At 71.5% G+C, this 17086-nt stretch carries 18 protein-coding genes; 10 read left to right on the top strand and 8 right to left on the bottom strand.

Going from position 1 to position 17086, the window contains the following annotated elements; genetic code table 11:
• Positions 1-84: 84 nt before the first annotated feature.
• From ACIP8W_RS00270 to ACIP8W_RS00250, 5 genes are all read left to right on the top strand, one after another.
• The gene (locus ACIP8W_RS00270; RefSeq protein WP_401946474.1) at positions 85-1020 is read left to right on the top strand and encodes a cellulose-binding protein; all 936 of its coding nucleotides are present in this window, start codon (positions 85-87) and stop codon (positions 1018-1020) included.
• A gap of 119 nt (positions 1021-1139) precedes the next feature.
• Entirely contained in the window at positions 1140-2126 is a 987-nt protein-coding gene (locus ACIP8W_RS00265; protein ID WP_401946477.1) for an ATP-binding cassette domain-containing protein, read from the top strand.
• Positions 2127-2128: 2 nt separating this feature from the next.
• Complete coding sequence (locus ACIP8W_RS00260; RefSeq protein ID WP_401946479.1) at positions 2129-2908, top strand: ABC transporter permease subunit; 780 nt, start codon at positions 2129-2131, stop codon at positions 2906-2908.
• Positions 2909-3084: 176 nt separating this feature from the next.
• Entirely contained in the window at positions 3085-4224 is a 1140-nt protein-coding gene (locus ACIP8W_RS00255) for an ATP-binding cassette domain-containing protein (protein WP_402150476.1), read from the top strand.
• Positions 4221-5099 carry an ABC transporter permease subunit gene (locus ACIP8W_RS00250; protein WP_401946484.1) on the top strand — a complete coding sequence of 293 codons (879 nt, stop codon included), beginning with the start codon at positions 4221-4223 and terminating at the stop codon, positions 5097-5099. Before ACIP8W_RS00255 ends, ACIP8W_RS00250 begins: the two co-directional genes overlap by 4 nt.
• Before the next feature lie 13 nt (positions 5100-5112).
• Here the strand turns inward: ACIP8W_RS00250 and ACIP8W_RS00245 are convergent, their stop codons facing one another.
• Entirely contained in the window at positions 5113-5442 is a 330-nt protein-coding gene (locus ACIP8W_RS00245; RefSeq protein WP_401946487.1) for an ATP/GTP-binding protein, read from the bottom strand.
• 213 nt (positions 5443-5655) lie between these two features.
• Here ACIP8W_RS00245 and ACIP8W_RS00240 point away from each other — a divergent pair, with 213 nt between their 5' ends.
• Positions 5656-6684: an LLM class flavin-dependent oxidoreductase gene (locus tag ACIP8W_RS00240; protein ID WP_401946490.1), complete on the top strand. Its 1029-nt coding sequence runs from the start codon at positions 5656-5658 to the stop codon at positions 6682-6684.
• 136 nt (positions 6685-6820) lie between these two features.
• Here ACIP8W_RS00240 and ACIP8W_RS00235 read toward each other — a convergent pair whose 3' ends face one another.
• The gene (locus ACIP8W_RS00235) at positions 6821-7213 is read right to left on the bottom strand and encodes an SCO5389 family protein (RefSeq protein ID WP_401946493.1); all 393 of its coding nucleotides are present in this window, start codon (positions 7211-7213) and stop codon (positions 6821-6823) included.
• A gap of 212 nt (positions 7214-7425) precedes the next feature.
• Here ACIP8W_RS00235 and nucS point away from each other — a divergent pair, with 212 nt between their 5' ends.
• Positions 7426-8097 (top strand): endonuclease NucS, encoded by a 672-nt coding sequence (nucS, locus tag ACIP8W_RS00230; RefSeq protein WP_401946496.1) that lies wholly within the window; start codon positions 7426-7428, stop codon positions 8095-8097.
• A gap of 86 nt (positions 8098-8183) precedes the next feature.
• Here the strand turns inward: nucS and ACIP8W_RS00225 are convergent, their stop codons facing one another.
• The 3 genes from ACIP8W_RS00225 to ACIP8W_RS00215 form a co-directional block, all read right to left on the bottom strand.
• A complete protein-coding gene (locus tag ACIP8W_RS00225; protein WP_402150483.1) occupies positions 8184-11009 on the bottom strand; it encodes an ATP-binding protein in 2826 nt (941 codons plus the stop codon).
• A 220-nt stretch (positions 11010-11229) separates the two neighbouring features.
• On the bottom strand, positions 11230-11553 hold the full coding sequence (locus ACIP8W_RS00220) for an STAS domain-containing protein (protein ID WP_066956508.1): 324 nt from the start codon (positions 11551-11553) through the stop codon (positions 11230-11232).
• 157 nt (positions 11554-11710) lie between these two features.
• Positions 11711-12559: a 3-hydroxyacyl-CoA dehydrogenase family protein gene (locus ACIP8W_RS00215; RefSeq protein ID WP_401946501.1), complete on the bottom strand. Its 849-nt coding sequence runs from the start codon at positions 12557-12559 to the stop codon at positions 11711-11713.
• 218 nt (positions 12560-12777) lie between these two features.
• Between ACIP8W_RS00215 and ACIP8W_RS00210 the strand changes: the two genes are divergently transcribed.
• Positions 12778-13350 carry a cob(I)yrinic acid a,c-diamide adenosyltransferase gene (locus tag ACIP8W_RS00210; protein WP_401946503.1) on the top strand — a complete coding sequence of 191 codons (573 nt, stop codon included), beginning with the start codon at positions 12778-12780 and terminating at the stop codon, positions 13348-13350.
• Between the two features lie 14 nt (positions 13351-13364).
• On the opposite strand, the gene ACIP8W_RS00205 is transcribed toward ACIP8W_RS00210, so the two are convergent.
• Positions 13365-13952, bottom strand: a complete 588-nt coding sequence (locus ACIP8W_RS00205) for a hypothetical protein (RefSeq protein WP_401946506.1) — start codon at positions 13950-13952, stop codon at positions 13365-13367.
• Positions 13953-14123: 171 nt separating this feature from the next.
• Between ACIP8W_RS00205 and ACIP8W_RS00200 the strand changes: the two genes are divergently transcribed.
• The gene (locus tag ACIP8W_RS00200) at positions 14124-15317 is read left to right on the top strand and encodes a sensor histidine kinase (RefSeq protein WP_402201450.1); all 1194 of its coding nucleotides are present in this window, start codon (positions 14124-14126) and stop codon (positions 15315-15317) included.
• Positions 15314-15964 carry a response regulator gene (locus tag ACIP8W_RS00195; RefSeq protein ID WP_401946510.1) on the top strand — a complete coding sequence of 217 codons (651 nt, stop codon included), beginning with the start codon at positions 15314-15316 and terminating at the stop codon, positions 15962-15964. Before ACIP8W_RS00200 ends, ACIP8W_RS00195 begins: the two co-directional genes overlap by 4 nt.
• Before the next feature lie 112 nt (positions 15965-16076).
• On the opposite strand, the gene ACIP8W_RS00190 is transcribed toward ACIP8W_RS00195, so the two are convergent.
• Together ACIP8W_RS00190 and ACIP8W_RS00185 are read right to left on the bottom strand one after the other, a co-directional pair.
• Positions 16077-16523 (bottom strand): DUF2550 domain-containing protein, encoded by a 447-nt coding sequence (locus ACIP8W_RS00190; RefSeq protein WP_401946512.1) that lies wholly within the window; start codon positions 16521-16523, stop codon positions 16077-16079.
• Positions 16524-16648: 125 nt separating this feature from the next.
• Positions 16649-17023, bottom strand: a complete 375-nt coding sequence (locus tag ACIP8W_RS00185) for a F0F1 ATP synthase subunit epsilon (RefSeq protein WP_401946515.1) — start codon at positions 17021-17023, stop codon at positions 16649-16651.
• Between the last annotated feature and the right edge of the window lie 63 nt (positions 17024-17086).

Raw genomic sequence — 17086 nt, 5'->3', positions numbered from 1 at the left:
AAACCGGTATCAGCTCGATGACACGCCGCTTAGGCCCCTAGGATTCCCCCTATCACCTCACCGGTCTCATTCGACAGGAACCCCATGAGCGACACTTCCTCCCCATTCGGCTTCGAGCTCGTGCGGCGTGGTTACGACCGCGGTCAGGTGGACGACCGCATTACCAAACTCGTCGCCGACCGTGACAGTGCTCTGACCCGCATCACCGCTCTCGAAAAGCGCATCGAGGAACTCCACCTTGAGACGCAGAACGCCCAGGCCCAGGTCAGCGACGCGGAGCCGTCGTACGCCGGTCTCGGCGCCCGCGTCGAGAAGATCCTCCGCCTCGCCGAGGAGGAGGCGAAGGACCTGCGCGAGGAGGCCCGGCGCGCGGCCGAGCAGCACCGCGAGCTGGCCGAGTCGGCGGCCCAGCAGGTGCGCAACGACGCCGAGGCGTTCGCCACCGAGCGCAAGGCGAAGGCCGAGGACGAGGGCGTCCGTATCGTCGACAAGGCGAAGGGCGACGCCTCCACGCTGCGCTCCGAGGCGCAGAAGGACGCGCAGTCCAAGCGCGAGGAGGCCGACGCGCTCTTCGAGGAGACCCGCGCCAAGGCCGCCCAGGCCGCCGCGGACTTCGAGACGAACCTCGCCAAGCGGCGTGAGCAGTCGGAGCGCGACCTGGCGTCGCGTCAGGCGAAGGCCGAGAAGCGTCTGGCCGAGATCGAGCACCGCGCCGAGCAGCTGCGTCTGGAGGCCGAGAAGCTGCGTACGGACGCGGAGCGCCGGGCCCGTCAGACGGTCGAGACGGCTCAGCGTCAGTCCGAGGACATCGTGGCGGACGCCAACGCCAAGGCCGACCGGATCCGCAGCGAATCGGAGCGCGAGCTGGCGGCGCTCACCAACCGCCGCGACTCGATCAACGCCCAGCTGACCAACGTCCGCGAGATGCTGGCCACGCTGACCGGCGCCGCGGTGGCCGCCGCGACCGTTCCGGACGACGAGCCGATCTCGCGCGGTGTCCCGGCCCAGCAGTCCCGCTGAACCGAGCGCGCCGCGCGACGCGGGTTCGCCCACCTCGGGCCCGTACAGTCGCGTCCCTCTCGCGAAAGCCCCTCGCCACTCCGGTGGCGGGGGGCTTTGCGCCGTTCTAGGTTGGCCGCATGATCGAGGTCGACGAGCTGACCAAACGCTTCGGCCGCAAGGTGGCGGTCGATCATCTCTCCTTCCAGGTCGGACCGGGGGTGGTGACCGGATTTCTGGGGCCCAACGGCGCCGGGAAGTCGACCACGATGCGGATGATGCTCGATCTGGACAATCCGACCGGTGGAACGGTCAGGATCGACGGGAAGCACTACCGCGATCTGGCGGAACCGCTCAAGTACATAGGCGCGCTGCTGGACGCCAAGGCAATGCACGGCGGGCGCAGCGCGTACCACAACCTCCTCTGTCTGGCGCAGAGCAATCGGATCCCGGAGCGCCGGGTGTCCGAGGTGCTCGACATGGTCGGACTGACCTCGGTGGCGAAGAAGAAGTCGAAGGGTTTCTCCCTGGGTATGGGACAGCGGCTCGGTATCGCCTCGGCGCTGCTCGGCGATCCCGAGATCCTGATGTTCGACGAACCGGTGAATGGTCTGGATCCCGAGGGAATCCACTGGATCCGCAATCTGATGAAGGCCCTCGCGCGCGAGGGGCGGACGATCTTCGTTTCCTCACATCTGATGAGCGAAATGGCCCTGACCGCAGATCACTTGATCGTGATCGGGCAGGGCAGACTGCTGGCGAACACCTCGATGGCGGACTTCATCCACGAGAATTCCCGCAGTTTCGCGCGGCTGCGTTCACCGGAGCGCGAGCGGCTCAAGGACGTTCTCCACGGGGCCGGTTTCACCCCGGTCGACGCGGCGGGCGGGGTGCTGGAGATCGACGGGGCGGACACCGAGAAGCTGGGTGAGCTGGCCGCCCGGCACGGTCTCGTCCTGCATGAGCTGAGCTCCCAGCGGGCCTCGCTCGAAGAGGCGTTCATGCGGATGACGGCGGAGTCCGTCGAGTACCACGCCCACGCCGGGCCCGGCGACCCGCCGGCGGCGAACCCGCCCCGCTGGGGACCGCGCCCGCCGGGCCCGGCCGACCAGGGCAAGGGAGTCTGACCATGGCATCGGTACCCGCGGTCCTCCGCTCCGAGTGGACCAAGATCAGTACGGTCTCCTCCACCACCTGGACCCTGATCAGCGCCCTGGTGGTGACCGTGGTCCTGGGCGGGGCGCTCTCGGCGCTGCTGAACGCGCAGTTCGGCGATCTGTCCCGGGCCCAGCAGGCCACCTTCGACCCGACGCTCACCAGTTTCTCCGGGATGATCCTCGGCCAGCTGGCGATGGTGGTCTTCGGGGTGCTGGTGGTCGGCTCGGAGTACAGCTCGGGCATGATCCGCACCTCGCTGGCGGCCGTGCCGCAGCGGGCCACCTTCCTCTTCGGCAAGATCCTGGTGGCCGGGGTGCTGGCGCTGCTGGTCGGGATCGTGACGGGGTTCCTGACGTTCTTCCTCGGCCAGGCGCTGCTGGGCGATCACCGTACGACCATCGGGGAGCCGGGGGTGCTGCGGGCGGTGGTCGGCAGCGGTCTGTACATGGCGCTGATCGCGGTCTTCTCCATGGGGGTGACGGCGATGCTGCGCAGTTCGATGCTGGCGCTGGGCATCCTGATGCCGTTCTTCTTCCTGGTGTCGCAGATCCTCTCGGCGGTGCCGGGCGCCAAGGACGTCGCGCACTACTTCCCCGACCAGGCCGGCTCCAGGATCATGCAGGTGGTGCCGGACGCGATGAACGCGGACAAGGTGCCGTACGGCCCCTGGGCGGGGTTCGGGATCATGGCGATCTGGGTGGCGGCCGCGCTGATCGGCGGCTACGCGGTGCTCCGCGAACGGGACGCGTAGGGCCGCCGGGCGTCGTACGGACGGGTAACGCGGATCACACCGGCGCCCCGGCGACGCTCCGTCGTAATGCCTTGGCCGGAACCGTCAACGCCCGGATATCCTCCTAACCCTTACGGGGGCCTTCGGTCGGGACACGGCCACTGCCCCGACGAGTGACCTGTTGATGGGGCTGGAGAATGATCGAGGCAATCGGCCTGACGAAGCGCTATGGCGCCAAGACGGCCGTGTACAACCTGTCCTTCCAGGTACGACCGGGCCATGTCACCGGATTCCTCGGCCCCAACGGCTCCGGCAAGTCGACGACGATGCGGATGATCCTCGGGCTCGACCGGCCGACCTCCGGTGAGGTACGGGTCGGCGGACACCCCTTCCGGCAGCTGCCGAACGCCCCGCGCCAGGTCGGCGCCCTGCTCGACGCCAAGGCCGTGCACGGCGGGCGCAGCGCGCGCAACCATCTGCTGTCGCTGGCCCAGCTCTCCGGTATCCCCGGCTCGCGGGTCGACGAGGTGCTCGGGGTGGTCGGCCTCCAGGACGTCGCCAAGAAGCGCTCCAAGGGGTTCTCCCTCGGAATGGGCCAGCGGCTCGGGATCGCGGCGGCGCTGCTCGGCGACCCCCAGGTGCTGCTCTTCGACGAGCCGGTCAACGGTCTGGACCCCGAGGGCATCCACTGGGTGCGCAATCTGATGAAGCAGCTCGCGGGCGAGGGCCGGACGGTCTTCGTCTCCTCGCACCTGATGAGTGAGATGGCCCTGACCGCGGACCATCTGATCGTGATCGGACGCGGCCGGCTGCTCGCGGACATGAACATCAAGGACTTCATCTCGGCGAACTCCTCGGACTTCGCCCGGGTGCGCGTCCCGGACACCGAGCCCGAGCCGCGCGAGAAGCTGACCTCGGCGATCGCGGAGGCGGGCGGCAGCGTGATGTCCGAGCCGGACGGCGCGCTGCGGGTCACGGGGCTGCCGCTGCCCCGGATCAGCGAGCTGGCCCACGGCGCGGACGTACGGCTGTGGGAGCTGTCCCCGCACCAGGCGTCGCTGGAGGAGGCGTACATGCGGATGACGCAGAGCGCCGTCGACTACCGCTCCACGGACGACGCGCTGGCCGGCTTCGAGCAGCCGGGGTACGGCCCGCAGGGGTACGGCCCGCAGGGGTACGGCGCCCCGGCCGCCGCCGGGACGCCGCAGCAGGGCTGGTACGCCCCGCCGCCGCCCGGACAGAACCCGTACGCCGGTCCGCCGGCCCCCCAGCAGCCCCCGGCGCCGCTCCCGGCCCCCGGACCGACCCCGCGCGACAGCAACGAGGACGCCCGATGACGACCCCGTACCAGCAGATTCCGCCGCAGAGCGGTGGAACGCCGCACGGCCCGGTGGCCGGTTCGCCCGGCCACTTCGGGTACACCTCCCCGATCCCCGCCCGCCGGGCCCATCTCGGCGACGCCCTGGCCTCCGAGTGGACCAAGCTGCGGTCCGTCCGGTCCACGGTGTGGACACTCGGTGTCATGGTCGCGCTGATGCTGGGCATCGGGCTGCTGGTGGCCGTGGTGATCTCCGTCGCCGACGGGGACCTCGGCGACGATTCGGTGCTCGCGCTCGGCTTCTTCGGGGTGCTGCTCGGCTCGATGTGTGTGATCACGCTCGGGGTGCTGACGATCTCCTCGGAGTACGGCACCGGCATGATCCGTACGACCCTGACGGCCTGCCCCGGCCGGGGCCGCGTGCTGGCGGCCAAGTCGCTGGTCTTCTTCCTCCTGGTCTTCGTGGTCTCGACGGTGACCACCCTGACCGTGGCCGCGCTCCAGACCTCGATCCTGAACGCGCCCTCGCCCGACGGGCAGGAGTGGTTCCGGGCAACGGTCGGCGTCAGCCTCTATCTGGCGGTGCTCGGGCTGCTCTCCCTGGCGGTCGGCGCGCTGGTACGGCACTCGGCGGGCGCGATCACCGTCATGATCGGCGTGATGCTGCTGCCGCTGGTTCTGGGGATGTTCATGTTCGCGGATTCGCTCGCGAAGACGCGCGAGATCATGCTCGGCTACAACATCCCGGCCCAGCTCATCGTCTTCTACTCCGACGGGTCGGCCTACACCGGCCGCCCGGGGCCGCACGGCTGGGAGCCGCTGTGGATCCTGCTGGGGGTGACGGCGGTCGCGATGACGGGCGCCTTCTTCTCGCTGGACAAGCGCGACGCGTGACCCTCGGCGCGGCTCAGTGCTTGGGGGCGTTACGGGACCGCTGCACCCGGGTGGTGCGGCGGTCCTTCGCCTTCCAGCAGGCCTGGTGCCAGTGGCGCCGCTCGTCCACGCCGCTGTACTCCGGCCAGGCCACCACATGCGGCACCGCCGAGGGGATCTCCTGGTCGCATCCGGGGCAGCGATACCGCTTGCTCGCGGCACTTGCCCCGGCCACGTGGCGGACTGACCAGTTCTCGCCCTGCCATGTTTCGGATCGCTGGAAGCCGCCGTACCGCTCCCCCGGCTCGGCTCCACGCTCGGTCGGGTTCTCGCCGCCTCGGGGGCGGTTGCGACGCGGGGACACAGAACACCTCACGGGACGGAAACGGCACGGATCCCCCCAGCCTACGGCCCGCGCGAGAGGGCATTCGTCCGCGTAAGGCCGCCGGCCGCCCCGGCTGCGGAAGCCACTTGCCGGACAATCGCAAGAATTTGACGAGCGGGCCGTGCCTTTGGCACGTGTCAGGCGTTGTTGCCGGTAGGGGGAGTCGCGTCGGCCGCAAGGAGGCAGAAGGCGATGCGTGTTGGAGCTTTTGTACTGGCCGCCCAGTTTCCGGGCCAGGGACAGGGAGAGGCGCTGCATCGGGCGGTGCGCGCCACCGAGCTGGCCGAGGAATCCGGGCTCGACTCGGTCTGGCTGGCCGAGCACCACTTCGTGCCGTACGGCGTATGTCCCTCGGCCGTGACCCTGGCCGGGGTGCTCCTCGGCCGGACCCGACACATCCGGGTGGGTACGGCGGTCAGCGTGTTGCCGAACGTACATCCGGTGGCGCTCGGCGAGCAGGCGGCCCTGCTCCATCTCCTGTCCGGCGGGCGGTTCACACTCGGGGTGGGCAGGGGCGGCCCCTGGGTCGACCTGGAGGTCTTCGGCGGCGGTCTGCCCGCCTATGAGCGGGACTTCCCGGAATCCCTCGGTCTGCTGCTGCGCTGGCTGCGTGAGCCGAGCGTGGCGGCCTCGGGTGAGCGGTACCGCTTCCGCGAGGTCCCCGTCGTACCGAGGCCCGACGAGTTCGCCGACGCGGGCGCCGGCCCGGAGACGGTGATGGCGTGCACCTCGCCGAAGAGTGTGCGGCTGGCCGCCGAGCACGGGCTGCCGATGCTGCTGGGGATGCACTGCGGCGACGAGGAGAAGGCGCGGATGGTCGCCCTGTGGCGGGAGCACGCGCGGGCGGCGGGCCGGACCGCCGACGAGATCGAGGGTGCCGCGCATGTGTCGGCCGGGGTCGCGCAGATCGCGGACGGCCGGGCCGAGGCGGTGGAGGCGCTCGCCAAGGCGATGCCGGGCTGGCTGCGGCAGGGGCTGGGCGCCCATGTGACGGTCGACGGCAGGGCGCGGGCGATGCGGGACCCCGTGGCGTACACGGAGCTGCTGTGCGGGCTGCATCCGGTGGGTCCGCCCCGGCTGGCCGCCGACCGGCTGACGGCCACCTCGGAGCGTACCGGCATCACCCGGTTCGCGCTGCTCGTGGAGGGCTCGGGCGATCTCACGGCGACGGAGGAGAACGTACGGCGCCTCGGCGCCGACGTACTGCCCCTGCTCACCTGACCGGTTCCGTACGCTTCCGCGTACGTGGCGTCCGTGTGCCCTTGACGGCGGAGGGCCTCTTGACGCCCCCGCCTTCATGACGCTGCCGCTCCAGCACCATGCCGCTTGCCACGGCGCGGAGCGGCAGCAAGAGGCGTCAGCAGTCCCGGAGTTCGGGTGACTGGTTGAGCAACTGGGCCCGGACCGATGTGAATCGGCCCAGTCGCTCGTCGACCGAGGAGTCCAACGGGAACACCGCTACGCGGTGGCAGTTCTGGAAGGCGAGTCGCACTCCGAAGTGTCGTTGCAGCGCGCCCCGAATGGCATCGCTGGCGAGCGCGCGCAACAGCTGACCACGTGCCTGCTCGTCCGGCGGCGGCGTCTGGTTGTCGGCGAACTGTCCACCGTCGACCTTCAGCTGTGCCACCAGAGAGCTGATCATCTCCCATGCGTAGGGCAGGGAGGTCCGGACGCAGTCGACGAAAGCCGCTTCGTCGACCTCGCCTCGCTCGGCCTGTTCCAACAGCGCCGGTGAGACGTCGAGCGACATGGGTTCTCCTCTCGCGACCCCGGGGGGCGGGGCCTTACGGGCAGGGAAGAAGGCGCCGACGACGCAGCGCGCACGACCGGCGACCTCCTGCGTCCACGTTAGGCGCGCCACCCGGACCGCACCAGGAGAATGGGACCACAACCGGCCAATAACGAAGGGGGCTTCCGGGGCGAATCGCGCGCGGCACCGGCCGTCGAGTAGCGTTGCCGACCATGCGTCTCGTCATTGCCCGCTGCTCCGTGGACTACGCGGGCCGGCTCACCGCCCACCTGCCCTCCGCTCCCCGTCTCATCCTGGTCAAGGCCGACGGCAGTGTGTCCATCCACGCCGACGACCGGGCGTACAAACCGCTCAACTGGATGTCCCCGCCCTGCACGCTGAAGGAAGGCGCCGACGCCGACGCGGGCGTCTGGACCGTCATCAACAAAGCGGGCGAGAAATTGATCATCACCATGGAGGAAGTTCTGCACGACTCCTCGCACGAACTGGGCGTCGACCCGGGCCTTATCAAGGACGGCGTGGAAGCGCATCTCCAGGAGCTGCTCGCCGACCGGATCGAGACGCTCGGCGAGGGCTACACCCTGATCCGCCGCGAGTATCCCACCGCGATCGGCCCGGTGGACATCCTCTGCCGGGACGCGGACGGCGGGACCGTCGCCGTGGAGATCAAGCGGCGTGGCGAGATCGACGGCGTGGAACAGCTCACCCGCTATCTCGAACTCCTCAACCGCGACCCGCACCTGGCCCCGGTGAAGGGCATCTTCGCTGCGCAGGAGATCAAGCCGCAGGCCCGGGTGCTGGCGACGGACCGGGGCATCGGCTGCGTCGTACTCGACTACAACGGCATGCGCGGTATCGAGGACGACAAGCTCCGACTGTTCTGACCCGCCCGTCCGCCGTTCATGGGTCGGCCCCGGCACCTCTGGTGAGAGGTGCCGGGGCCGACCTGTTCGGTCACGCGGTCACGCGGCTATACGACCGGGGCCTCCGGCGCCGTGGCCTCGCCCTGGCCCGCGCTCGGGACCGGGCCGCTGCTCAGCGTGGGCGGAGCGGGCGGGTCGGTCGCCGGGGGGTCGGTGGGCTCGGTGGTCGGGGGCTCCGCCGGGGCGGAGGTGGTCGGCTCGGCCGTCGGCTCGGGCGACTCGGTCGGGGTGACCGGGTCGGAGGGGTACGGGGACGTGGCCGGGTCGGAGGGGAGCGGTGACTCCGACGGGGTGGAGCCGGGCGACATGCCGTCGGAGGGGGTCGCCGAGGGCGACTCGGACGCGGCGGGGCTACCGCTCTCGGACGGCTCCGGGCTGCCGGATACGCCGGGCGCCACCGGCACCACGCCGGGGCCGGTGTCCGCGTTGCCGACGGGCTGGTCGGTCGGCTGCCCGTCGGCGGTGTCGTCCGGTTCGGTGGTCTGTTCCGTACGGAGCGGATCCGTGGGCGTCTTCTCGTTGCCGGAGGTGGCGCCGAGCGTCACCACCGTGCCGAGTACGACGGCGAGTACGGCGCCGGTGCCGACCGCGACCAGATTGCGGTGGGCCCCGCTGAACACCGGACGGCGGATGCCGCGCGAGACGGGGGCGGGCCCCGGTACGACGGGGATGTCGCTCCGGGTCGTCCCCATACCCTCGACGGAACCGGAACCGAAGGCGGCACCCGGACCGGCCACTGGGCCGAGCCCCGAGCCGGCACCCGGACCAGAGCCCATGCCCGGCCCTGTCCCCTGCCCCGCACCCGACCCCCGCCCCGAGCCCCGCCACGCCCCGGAGCCGGCGACGGCCGCCGGGCCGAGCCCGAGCCCCGCCCCCAGGCCGATCCCGGAACCGATGCCCGCGCCCTTGCCGGCCGGGGGCAGGGCCGCGATGGCCGTGCCGCTGGTGCCGAAGGTGGCCGGGGACGGCGCGTCGTTCCGTACCGGCGGCGCGGGGGTCCGGCCGCCGGACAGCGCGCGCTCGCGGTCCGCGACGAGGGCCAGCGCCCGGCGCCCGGCGACCGTACCGACCTTGTCGGCGACGGCCCCGCGCATCCCGATGGACGCCTCCAGCTCGGCACGGGCCCGGTCGGGGTTGCCCACGCAGAGTGCGAGAACGCCCAGGTCATGGTGGAAGTACGCCTCCTCGGCGACCTCCCCGGCCAGCCTGGCGGCCTCGGAGCCGGTCCGCAGGGCCCGCTCCCAGGCGCCCCAGTGCAGCCCCGCCAGGAAGGCGGGCGCGGCGCTGCGGGCCAGCAGGACGGCGGCGCTGGGGTGGCCCGCTTCGGTGCCGGGCACCAGCGGGGCCATCGCCGCGAGGATCGCGGCCGCCTCGGCGACGGCGCGCTCGGGGGTGACCGAGGGGTGCCCGGCCCACCAGGCGTAGTGCTGGGCGGCGGTGTGCGCGTGGGCGGCCGCGTCGTCCGCGTACCCGTCCTCGGTGAGCTGGGCGGCGACGCCCGCGGCGAGCCGGTAGCGCGCGCCGACCGGGGTCAGCAGCCCGCAGCTCATCAGCTCGCCGAGCGCCGCGTCGGCGTGGGTGTCGCCCACCAGCGCGGGCAGATGGGCCTGGTGCGGGACCTCACCGCCGAGCGCGACGGCGAAGCGCAGGGTGGCGCGGGCGGCCTCGCTCAGCCGGGAGGCGAGCAACGCTGCGGGCGAGGCACCCTCCCCGAGGGAGGGCAGGGGTATGTCGTAACCGTCGGGGGTCTCGCGCGGCACGACGCCCGCGAAGGGCCGCTGCGCGGCGGGGTCGGACGCCGCGCCCGCGGACCGCTCGAAGGGCTCGAACTCGTCGAACGCCTCGATGTCCCCGCGCATCCGGTCGCGCCGGCGCAGCAGCGCGCCCGCCTGGACGAAGCGCAGCGGGAGGCCCTCGGACTCGAACCAGAGGTCGCCCGCCCAGTTCGCCTCGTCGTCGGTGAGGGCCCGCTCGACGACGTTCTCCAGCAGTTCGAGCGAGGAGCCGCGCCCCAGCCCGCCGAGGGCGACCTCTTCGAGGCCCGCGTCGGCCGGGGGTTCGGGGGTGGCGGGGGTGGCGGCGAGCAGATAGGCGCACTCGGGGGTCGCGGCGAGCAGCTCGCCGAGCGCCTCCCCGCCCAGCTCCAGATCGTCCAGGACGACGACCGCGCCGATGCCCTTGACCCGCTCGCGCAGCCCTTCGCGATCGGGCCGCGCCAGCGGGGAGCGGTACACCGCCGCGTACAGCTCGTACAGCAGCTCGGTGGCGGTGCGGTGGTGCCCCGAGAGCCGGACGACCCCGTCCGGCGCGAGGTCGGCGCAGTCCCCGGCGACGGCTTCGAGCAGTGCGGTACGTCCGGAACCGGCGGGCCCGGTCAGCCGCACGGAACGGCCCCGGCCCAGCAGCTCCGTCAGCCGGGCGCGCTCCTCGCCCCGCTCCAGCAGGGGCAGCGGCGGCGCGGCGGGTCCCGGCGGGACCGGCGGCCGGCCCGCGCGCTGGAGGTCGACGCGCTCCTCGGCGGTGTGCCGGACGGGCGGCGCGGGCAGCCGTCCCGGCGGGCAGAGTTCGATCTCGCTGCCGTCGACGGGGTTGACGGTCAGCAGGAAGTCGCCGGAGATGAGTTGTACGGTGCGGACGGGCGGCGGGGTGGTGACGGCGCCCGCGCCCTTGATGTGCGCGACGGCGGTGCCGCGCGCGGACGGCGCGGCCCCGGGCGCCCGCGACACCGCGTCGTGCGGGACGGCGTTGTGCGGTACCGCGTCCTGCGGGACGGCGTCGCCCGGCGTCGCCGAGGCCGTACCACCGCCGAGGTGTGTGCCGGTGCGACGCGCGTGGTCGCCGTACTTGTCCGGTCCCGGCTGTATCGGGTCCATGGTGAAAAGCCCCCCAGATCATGGCGTGCCGTTGCCCCCGGCCTCACACGCCCATCTGTCGCTTCTGGTCCGGTGCCTGCTTCTACGGGTCGGCCATGCGCGGACGGCCGAACCCTAAAACGCTGTTCAGTATCTACGAACAGCCGGGGTGACACCCAGTCCAAGACATCACGGTCTTATGAGGATTGCGCGGTGTGCCCCGGCTGGTTCGCCGTCCAGGTCAGACGCGAGGAAGCGATTCAGCGGCGATGCCGCCCTCGATGGCGAGGATGCGGTGCAGCCTGGTGGCCACCAGCAGCCGCTGCATCTGTGGCGGGACACCGCGCAGCACGAGCCTCCGGCCGCACCGCCCCGCCCGTCGGTGGGCTCCCATGATGACGCCGAGTCCGGTGGCGTCCCAGGAGTCCAGTTCGGTCAGGTCGAGCACCAGATCGCCGGCCCCGTCGTCAACGGCCGAGTGCAGGACCGTACGGGCGTCCGCCGCACTGCGAACGTCGAGGCGACCCCCGACGACCAGCTCGGCGTGGTCGCCCCTGATGTGCATATGCGCTCCCCGAGAGTACTTTCGTGCTCGGTGACTGAATGTGACTTTTCCGTCTTCCAACAACTGACTGCCGGACGGCCGGAGAAGTTGCCGTTCGTGAGCGAACCGATACCGAATTCACCCTGTGGGGTGAGAGTGCGTCGGCGGGCCCGTCCGCTCAGTGCGTGTAGAAGCCCTGCCCACTCTTGCGCCCGATGTCACCCGCGTCCACCATCCGGCGCATCAGCTCCGGCGGGGCGAACTTCTCGTCCTGGGTCTCGGTGTAGATGTTCCCGGCCGCGTGGAGCAGGATGTCGACCCCGGTCAGATCGGCGGTGGCGAGCGGGCCCATGGCGTGCCCGAACCCCAGCTTGCAGGCGATGTCGATGTCCTCGGCGGAGGCGACACCCGACTCGTGGAGCTTGACGGCCTCGACGAGCAGCGCGGAGATCAGCCGGGTGGTCACGAACCCGGCGACGTCGCGGTTGACCACGATGCAGGTCTTGCCCACCGACTCGGCGAACTCCCGCGCGGTGGCGAGGGTTTCGTCGCTGGTCTTGTAGCCGCGTACCAGCTCGCAGAGGCGCATCATCGGCACCGGCGAGAAGAAGTGCGTACCGACCACGCGCTCCGGGCGTCCGGTCACGGCCGCGATCTTGGTGATCGGGATGGCCGAGGTGTTGGAGGCGAGGACCGCGTTCTCCTGTACGACCTTGTCGAGCGCCCGGAAGATCTCGTGCTTCACTTCGAGCTTCTCGAAGACCGCCTCGACGACGATGTCCGCGTCGGCCACGGCGTCCAGGTCCGTGGTCGTGGTGATCCGGGCGAGCGCCGCGTCGGCGTCGGCCTCTTCGAGCCTGCCCTTGGCGACGAACCTGCCGTACGAGGCCCTGATCGCGTCCGTCCCCCTGGTCAGGGCCGCGTCGGTGACATCGCGCAGTACGACGTCCCAGCCCGCCTGGGCCGAGACCTGCGCGATTCCGGACCCCATGAGTCCGGCTCCGATGACGGCGAGCTTCCCGGCCACGACGCACCCCACGCTTCTTGTTCGGCTTCTGTTCAGCCTTGACGCCTGTTTTATCTGCTGTCTGCTCTGCGGAGGTTAGCGGTCACGGACCGCCGGGGGACCATGAAGAGATGCGCGTCACGTCTCACATGACGGACATCACATCGCGGCGGTCCATCGGGCGCCGCGCGCCGCCCACTTGAGGACGGGACGCACCCCGCCCGCCTACCCTGGATCCCATGGTCAATCTGACGCGTATTTACACCCGTACCGGGGACAAGGGCACCACGCACCTGGGCGACATGAGCCGTACCGCCAAGACCGATGCGCGGATCTCCGCCTACGCCGACGCCAACGAGGCCAATGCCGCCATCGGTACGGCGGTGGCCCTCGGCGGGCTCTCCGAGGAGGTCGTCAAGGTCCTCGTCCGGGTCCAGAACGACCTCTTCGACGTGGGCGCGGACCTCTCCACCCCGGTCGCCGAGAGCCCCGAGTTCCCGCCGCTGCGCGTCGAGCAGTCGTACATCGACAAGTTGGAGGCGGACTGCGACCGCTTCCTGGAAGACCTCGACAAGCTCCGGAGCTTCATCCTCCCCGGCGGCACCCCCGGCGCGGCCCTTCTGCACCAGGCGTGCACGGTCGTCCGCCGCGCCGAGCGCTCCACCTGGGCCGCGCTCGAAATCCACGGCGAGGTCATGAACGCCCTCACCGCGACCTATCTGAACCGCCTCTCCGACCTCCTGTTCATCCTGGCCCGTACGGCGAACAAGGAGGTCGGCGACGTGCTGTGGGTGCCGGGCGGCGAACGCTGACCGTACGTACCGGCTCAGCCCTTCGTGTACGTCGACGGGCACTCCTCCGCCGGGTCCGGCCCGGCGTCCGTGGACGGCTTCCTCGGCCGGAGCCAGTACGTCAGGGCGACGATCCCGTGGATCACGACGACGCGGAGCGCCCCGCTCTGCCAGGCGGCCAGCGAGCCGGTGTCGTTGGCGTCGCCGACGTACAGGATCGCGAGCTGGAGCAGGCCGATCGCGACGGCCGCGCCGAGGACGGTACGGAGCCAGAGCTTCGTCTCGTGCCAGGCGCGCGCCGTGCCGTGGCGCGGGGGGACGGCCGGGGGCGGGGCGCCCGCGAGCCGGTGGGCGGCGTGACCGTCGAGCCACGTGACCGTGTAGTGGCCGAAGGCGACGGTGTAGCCGATGTAGAGCGCGGCGAGGCCGTGTTTCCAGTCGGGCGCGGCACCGTTCCTGAGGTCGACGGCCGTGACGACCAGCAGGACGACCTCCAGCAGCGGCTCCAGCAGCAGGACCCCGGCCCCCAGCCGTGGCTTGCGCGCCAGGTAACGCAGCGCGAGGCCACCGGCGAGCAGGACCCAGAAGCCGACCTCACAGATGACGATCAGCGCGACGATCACTGCGGACTCTCCTTGCTCACGGCGGACTCTCCCTCTCTCTCCTCCAGCCTCCCGGCCCCGGCGCCGCCGCACGTCGTCGGCAGTGACGAAACGTGACTGCATCCTTCGATGTACTCGGTGCTCCCCCCGTACGGTGAGGCCCCGCGCCGCCCGGCCGTGTTGGATGGAGTGGTGATCGCTTCCCTCCGGCCGCACCGCGTCGATGTGCTGATCGCCGCGGCCGGACTGCTGGGCGGGCTCTGCCTCTGGTCCGTCGGGCTGCATTTCCAGGGCGGCCTGCTGCTGCCCGGGGCCTGGGTCCTCGTCCCGCTGGCCGTGACGGCCGGTCTGGAGCTGCTGCGCCGGACCGCGCCCCCGGCCGCGCTGGGCACCGGCGTGGTCGCGCTCGTCGCCGACCAGCTCACGACGGGCAGTGTGGCGACCGTCCTGATGTTCACGGATCTCGTGTACGCGTCCGTCGTGTACGGCTCCCCGGCCGCCGCCCGCCGTATCCCCTGGGTGACGGTGCTGGTCTCCGTGGCGGCGCTGATCGGGTTCGCCGCCTGGTTCCGTACGGTCGACTCGCTGATCCACGGCATAGCGGTCGGGCTGGTCAGCATCGCCCCGGCCACCACCGGGGTCCTCGTACGCAACCATCGCGACGCCGCCGAGGCCGCCCGGCTGCGGGCCGCACAGACCGCGCTGCTCGCCGAGATGGACCGGGTCCAGGCGGTCACCGCCGAACGCGCCCGGATGGCGCGCGAGTTGCACGACGTGGTCGCGGGCCATCTCTCCGCCATCGCGATCCACGCGACCGCCGCCCTCTCCCTGAACGAGGAACGAACCTCCCGGGAGGCCCTCACCGTCATCCGGGAGAACAGCGTCGCCGGGCTGGCGGAGATGCGCCGGCTCATCGGGCTGCTCCGGGACGGCTCCGGACGCCGGGCGCCCACCGTCACACCGACCCTGGACGCCCTGGACACCCTGCTGGAGCAGGCCCGTACCAACGGCGCCCCCAACGGACTGCGCTTCACGCTCGACGACGGACGCGGCGCCGGTACGGCGCTCCCGGCCCCCGTCGAGCTGGCCGCGTACCGCATCGTCCAGGAGTCGCTGACCAACGCGTTCAAACACGCGTCCCCCGGCACCGTCACCGTGGAACTGCGCCACGCGGAAGACTCCCTGACGGTACGGATCAGCAGCCCGTACGGCGACCGCCCCGGCCCCCGCGCCCCGGGCTCCGGTGCCGGGCTCGTCGGGATGCGCGAGCGGGTCGCGCTGCTGGGCGGGGAGTTCACCGCCGGCCCCGAGGACCCCGGCGGCAGCTGGGTCGTACGGGCCCTGCTGCCCACCACCGAACGCGGGGAAGGAAGCGGTACGTCATGACGATCCGGGTACTGATCGCCGAGGACCAGTCGTCGGTACGCGCGGGGCTCGCCCTGATCCTGCGCAGCGCCCCCGGCATCGAGGTCGCCGGGGAGGCCGCGGACGGCGAGGAGGCCGTCGCGCTGGCCAGGGAGCTGCGGCCCGATGTGGTCCTGATGGACATCCAGATGCCGCGTCTGGACGGGGTGTCGGCGACCCGGCAGGTGGTCGCGGAGGGGCTGGCCGATGTGTTGGTGCTGACCACCTTCGACCTGGACGCGTATGTGTTCGGCGCGCTGCGCGCCGGGGCCGCGGGCTTCCTGCTGAAGACCGCCGAGGCCGCGGAGCTGCTGACGGCGGTACGCACGGTGGCGCGCGGCGAGGGCCTGATCGCGCCCGCCGTGACACGCCGCCTGATCGCCGAGTTCGCGTCCCCCACCCCCGTACGGGCCGAGGACGCGCCCGACCCCGCCGTGCTGGACGTGCTCACGCGCCGGGAGCGCGAGGTGCTCTCCTGCCTGGGCGAGGGGATGTCGAACGCGGAGATCGCCGTACGGCTGAACATGGCGGAGGCCACCGTCAAGACGCATATGAGCAGACTGCTCGGGAAGCTGGAGCTGCGCAGCCGGGTCCAGGCGGCCGTACTCGCACAGGAGCTGGGGCTCTGAGGCCCGGTCCCTGAACGACCGGTCCGGAACCTCCGCCACGGCGAAGAGGGGCGGCGCCCGAAAGCGCCGCCCCTCTTGAGCCGTATCCCGTCCGCCGTATCCCGTCGCCGTGTCAGGCCACGTTCACGCGCTGTCCGGGCGGCGCAGCCTCCAGCCAGGCCAGGAAGCCGGTGAGCGCGTCGTCGCTCATCGCCAGCTCCAGCCGGACCCCGTCGTGCGTACAGCCGAGGATGACCGCGTCGGAGAGCAGCGCCAGCTCCTCCTCGCCCTCGGGGGCGCGCCGGGCCAGCACCTCGATCGCGGAGCGCTCCAGCGTACGGCGCGGGCGCGGGGCGTACGAGAAGACCCGGAACCAGTTGATCCGGTCGCTGTTGTAGCGGGCGACCCCGTACACCCAGCCCTTGCCGGAGAGATCCGGCTCCTCCGGGACGTCCCACCGCACACTGCAGTCGAACGTCCCGCCGGAGCGCTGGATCAGCCGTCGGCGAAGACCGAAGACGAAGAGCCCCACCGCAACCAGCACGACGACCAGTCCGCATACGAGCAGAGCGAGGACCATCAACACCGACCTCCTCGCTCATTCAGTACCGGAACCAGAACCGCACCCGCATCGCCTCAGCCGCGACCCGGTCCGGAGAGATTCCGGACGAGCCGCGGCTGAGGATAAATCCGTTGTGCCGGCCGTTATCGGGCCGCCACCGCACGCAGTCGTACATCGGCGCGCCGCTCGGCGGCGTCGTCCTCCGCGGACTTCGCACGGTCCAACGCGCGCTCGGCGCGCTGGGTATCGATCTCGTCCGCCAGCTCGGCGACCTCCGCCAGCAGCGAAAGCTTGTTGTCGGCGAACGAGAGGAAACCGCCGTGCACAGCGGCTACGACCGTCCCGCCCTCGCTCGTACGAATGGTCACCGGGCCCGATTCCAGCACACCGAGCAGCGGCTGGTGACCGGGCATGACGCCGATGTCGCCGGACGTGATACGCGCGACGACGAGGGTGGCCTCGCCGGACCAGACGCTACGGTCCGCGGCGACCAGCTCGACATGCAGCTCAGCAGCCATGGGTGGCTCCTCGGGTCACCACCCGGCCATATCGCCGGGTGTTGGCTTCAATTCTATGGGGTG

The organism is Streptomyces sp. NPDC088554, assembly GCF_044752945.1.
In the GTDB taxonomy this organism is placed as follows: Bacteria; Actinomycetota; Actinomycetes; order Streptomycetales; family Streptomycetaceae; genus Streptomyces.
The sequence above is the reverse complement of the archived record's forward strand: the minus strand, read 5'-3'. Positions and strand labels throughout refer to the sequence as shown.

Excerpts from the sequence above, each read along its gene's own strand:
- ACIP8W_RS00240 (WP_401946490.1), top strand. The coding sequence starts at position 5,656 with ATGCGTGTTGGAGCTTTTGTACTGGCCGCCCAGTTTCCGGGCCAGGGA.
- ACIP8W_RS00190 (WP_401946512.1), bottom strand. The coding sequence starts at position 16,523 with ATGGTCCTCGCTCTGCTCGTATGCGGACTGGTCGTCGTGCTGGTTGCG.
- ACIP8W_RS00255 (WP_402150476.1), top strand. The coding sequence starts at position 3,085 with ATGATCGAGGCAATCGGCCTGACGAAGCGCTATGGCGCCAAGACGGCC.
- ACIP8W_RS00270 (WP_401946474.1), top strand. The coding sequence starts at position 85 with ATGAGCGACACTTCCTCCCCATTCGGCTTCGAGCTCGTGCGGCGTGGT.
- ACIP8W_RS00210 (WP_401946503.1), top strand. The coding sequence starts at position 12,778 with ATGGTCAATCTGACGCGTATTTACACCCGTACCGGGGACAAGGGCACC.
- nucS (WP_401946496.1), top strand. The coding sequence starts at position 7,426 with ATGCGTCTCGTCATTGCCCGCTGCTCCGTGGACTACGCGGGCCGGCTC.
- ACIP8W_RS00235 (WP_401946493.1), bottom strand. The coding sequence starts at position 7,213 with ATGTCGCTCGACGTCTCACCGGCGCTGTTGGAACAGGCCGAGCGAGGC.
- ACIP8W_RS00265 (WP_401946477.1), top strand. The coding sequence starts at position 1,140 with ATGATCGAGGTCGACGAGCTGACCAAACGCTTCGGCCGCAAGGTGGCG.
- ACIP8W_RS00260 (WP_401946479.1), top strand. The coding sequence starts at position 2,129 with ATGGCATCGGTACCCGCGGTCCTCCGCTCCGAGTGGACCAAGATCAGT.
- ACIP8W_RS00185 (WP_401946515.1), bottom strand. The coding sequence starts at position 17,023 with ATGGCTGCTGAGCTGCATGTCGAGCTGGTCGCCGCGGACCGTAGCGTC.
- ACIP8W_RS00220 (WP_066956508.1), bottom strand. The coding sequence starts at position 11,553 with ATGCACATCAGGGGCGACCACGCCGAGCTGGTCGTCGGGGGTCGCCTC.
- ACIP8W_RS00225 (WP_402150483.1), bottom strand. The coding sequence starts at position 11,009 with ATGGACCCGATACAGCCGGGACCGGACAAGTACGGCGACCACGCGCGT.
- ACIP8W_RS00195 (WP_401946510.1), top strand. The coding sequence starts at position 15,314 with ATGACGATCCGGGTACTGATCGCCGAGGACCAGTCGTCGGTACGCGCG.
- ACIP8W_RS00250 (WP_401946484.1), top strand. The coding sequence starts at position 4,221 with ATGACGACCCCGTACCAGCAGATTCCGCCGCAGAGCGGTGGAACGCCG.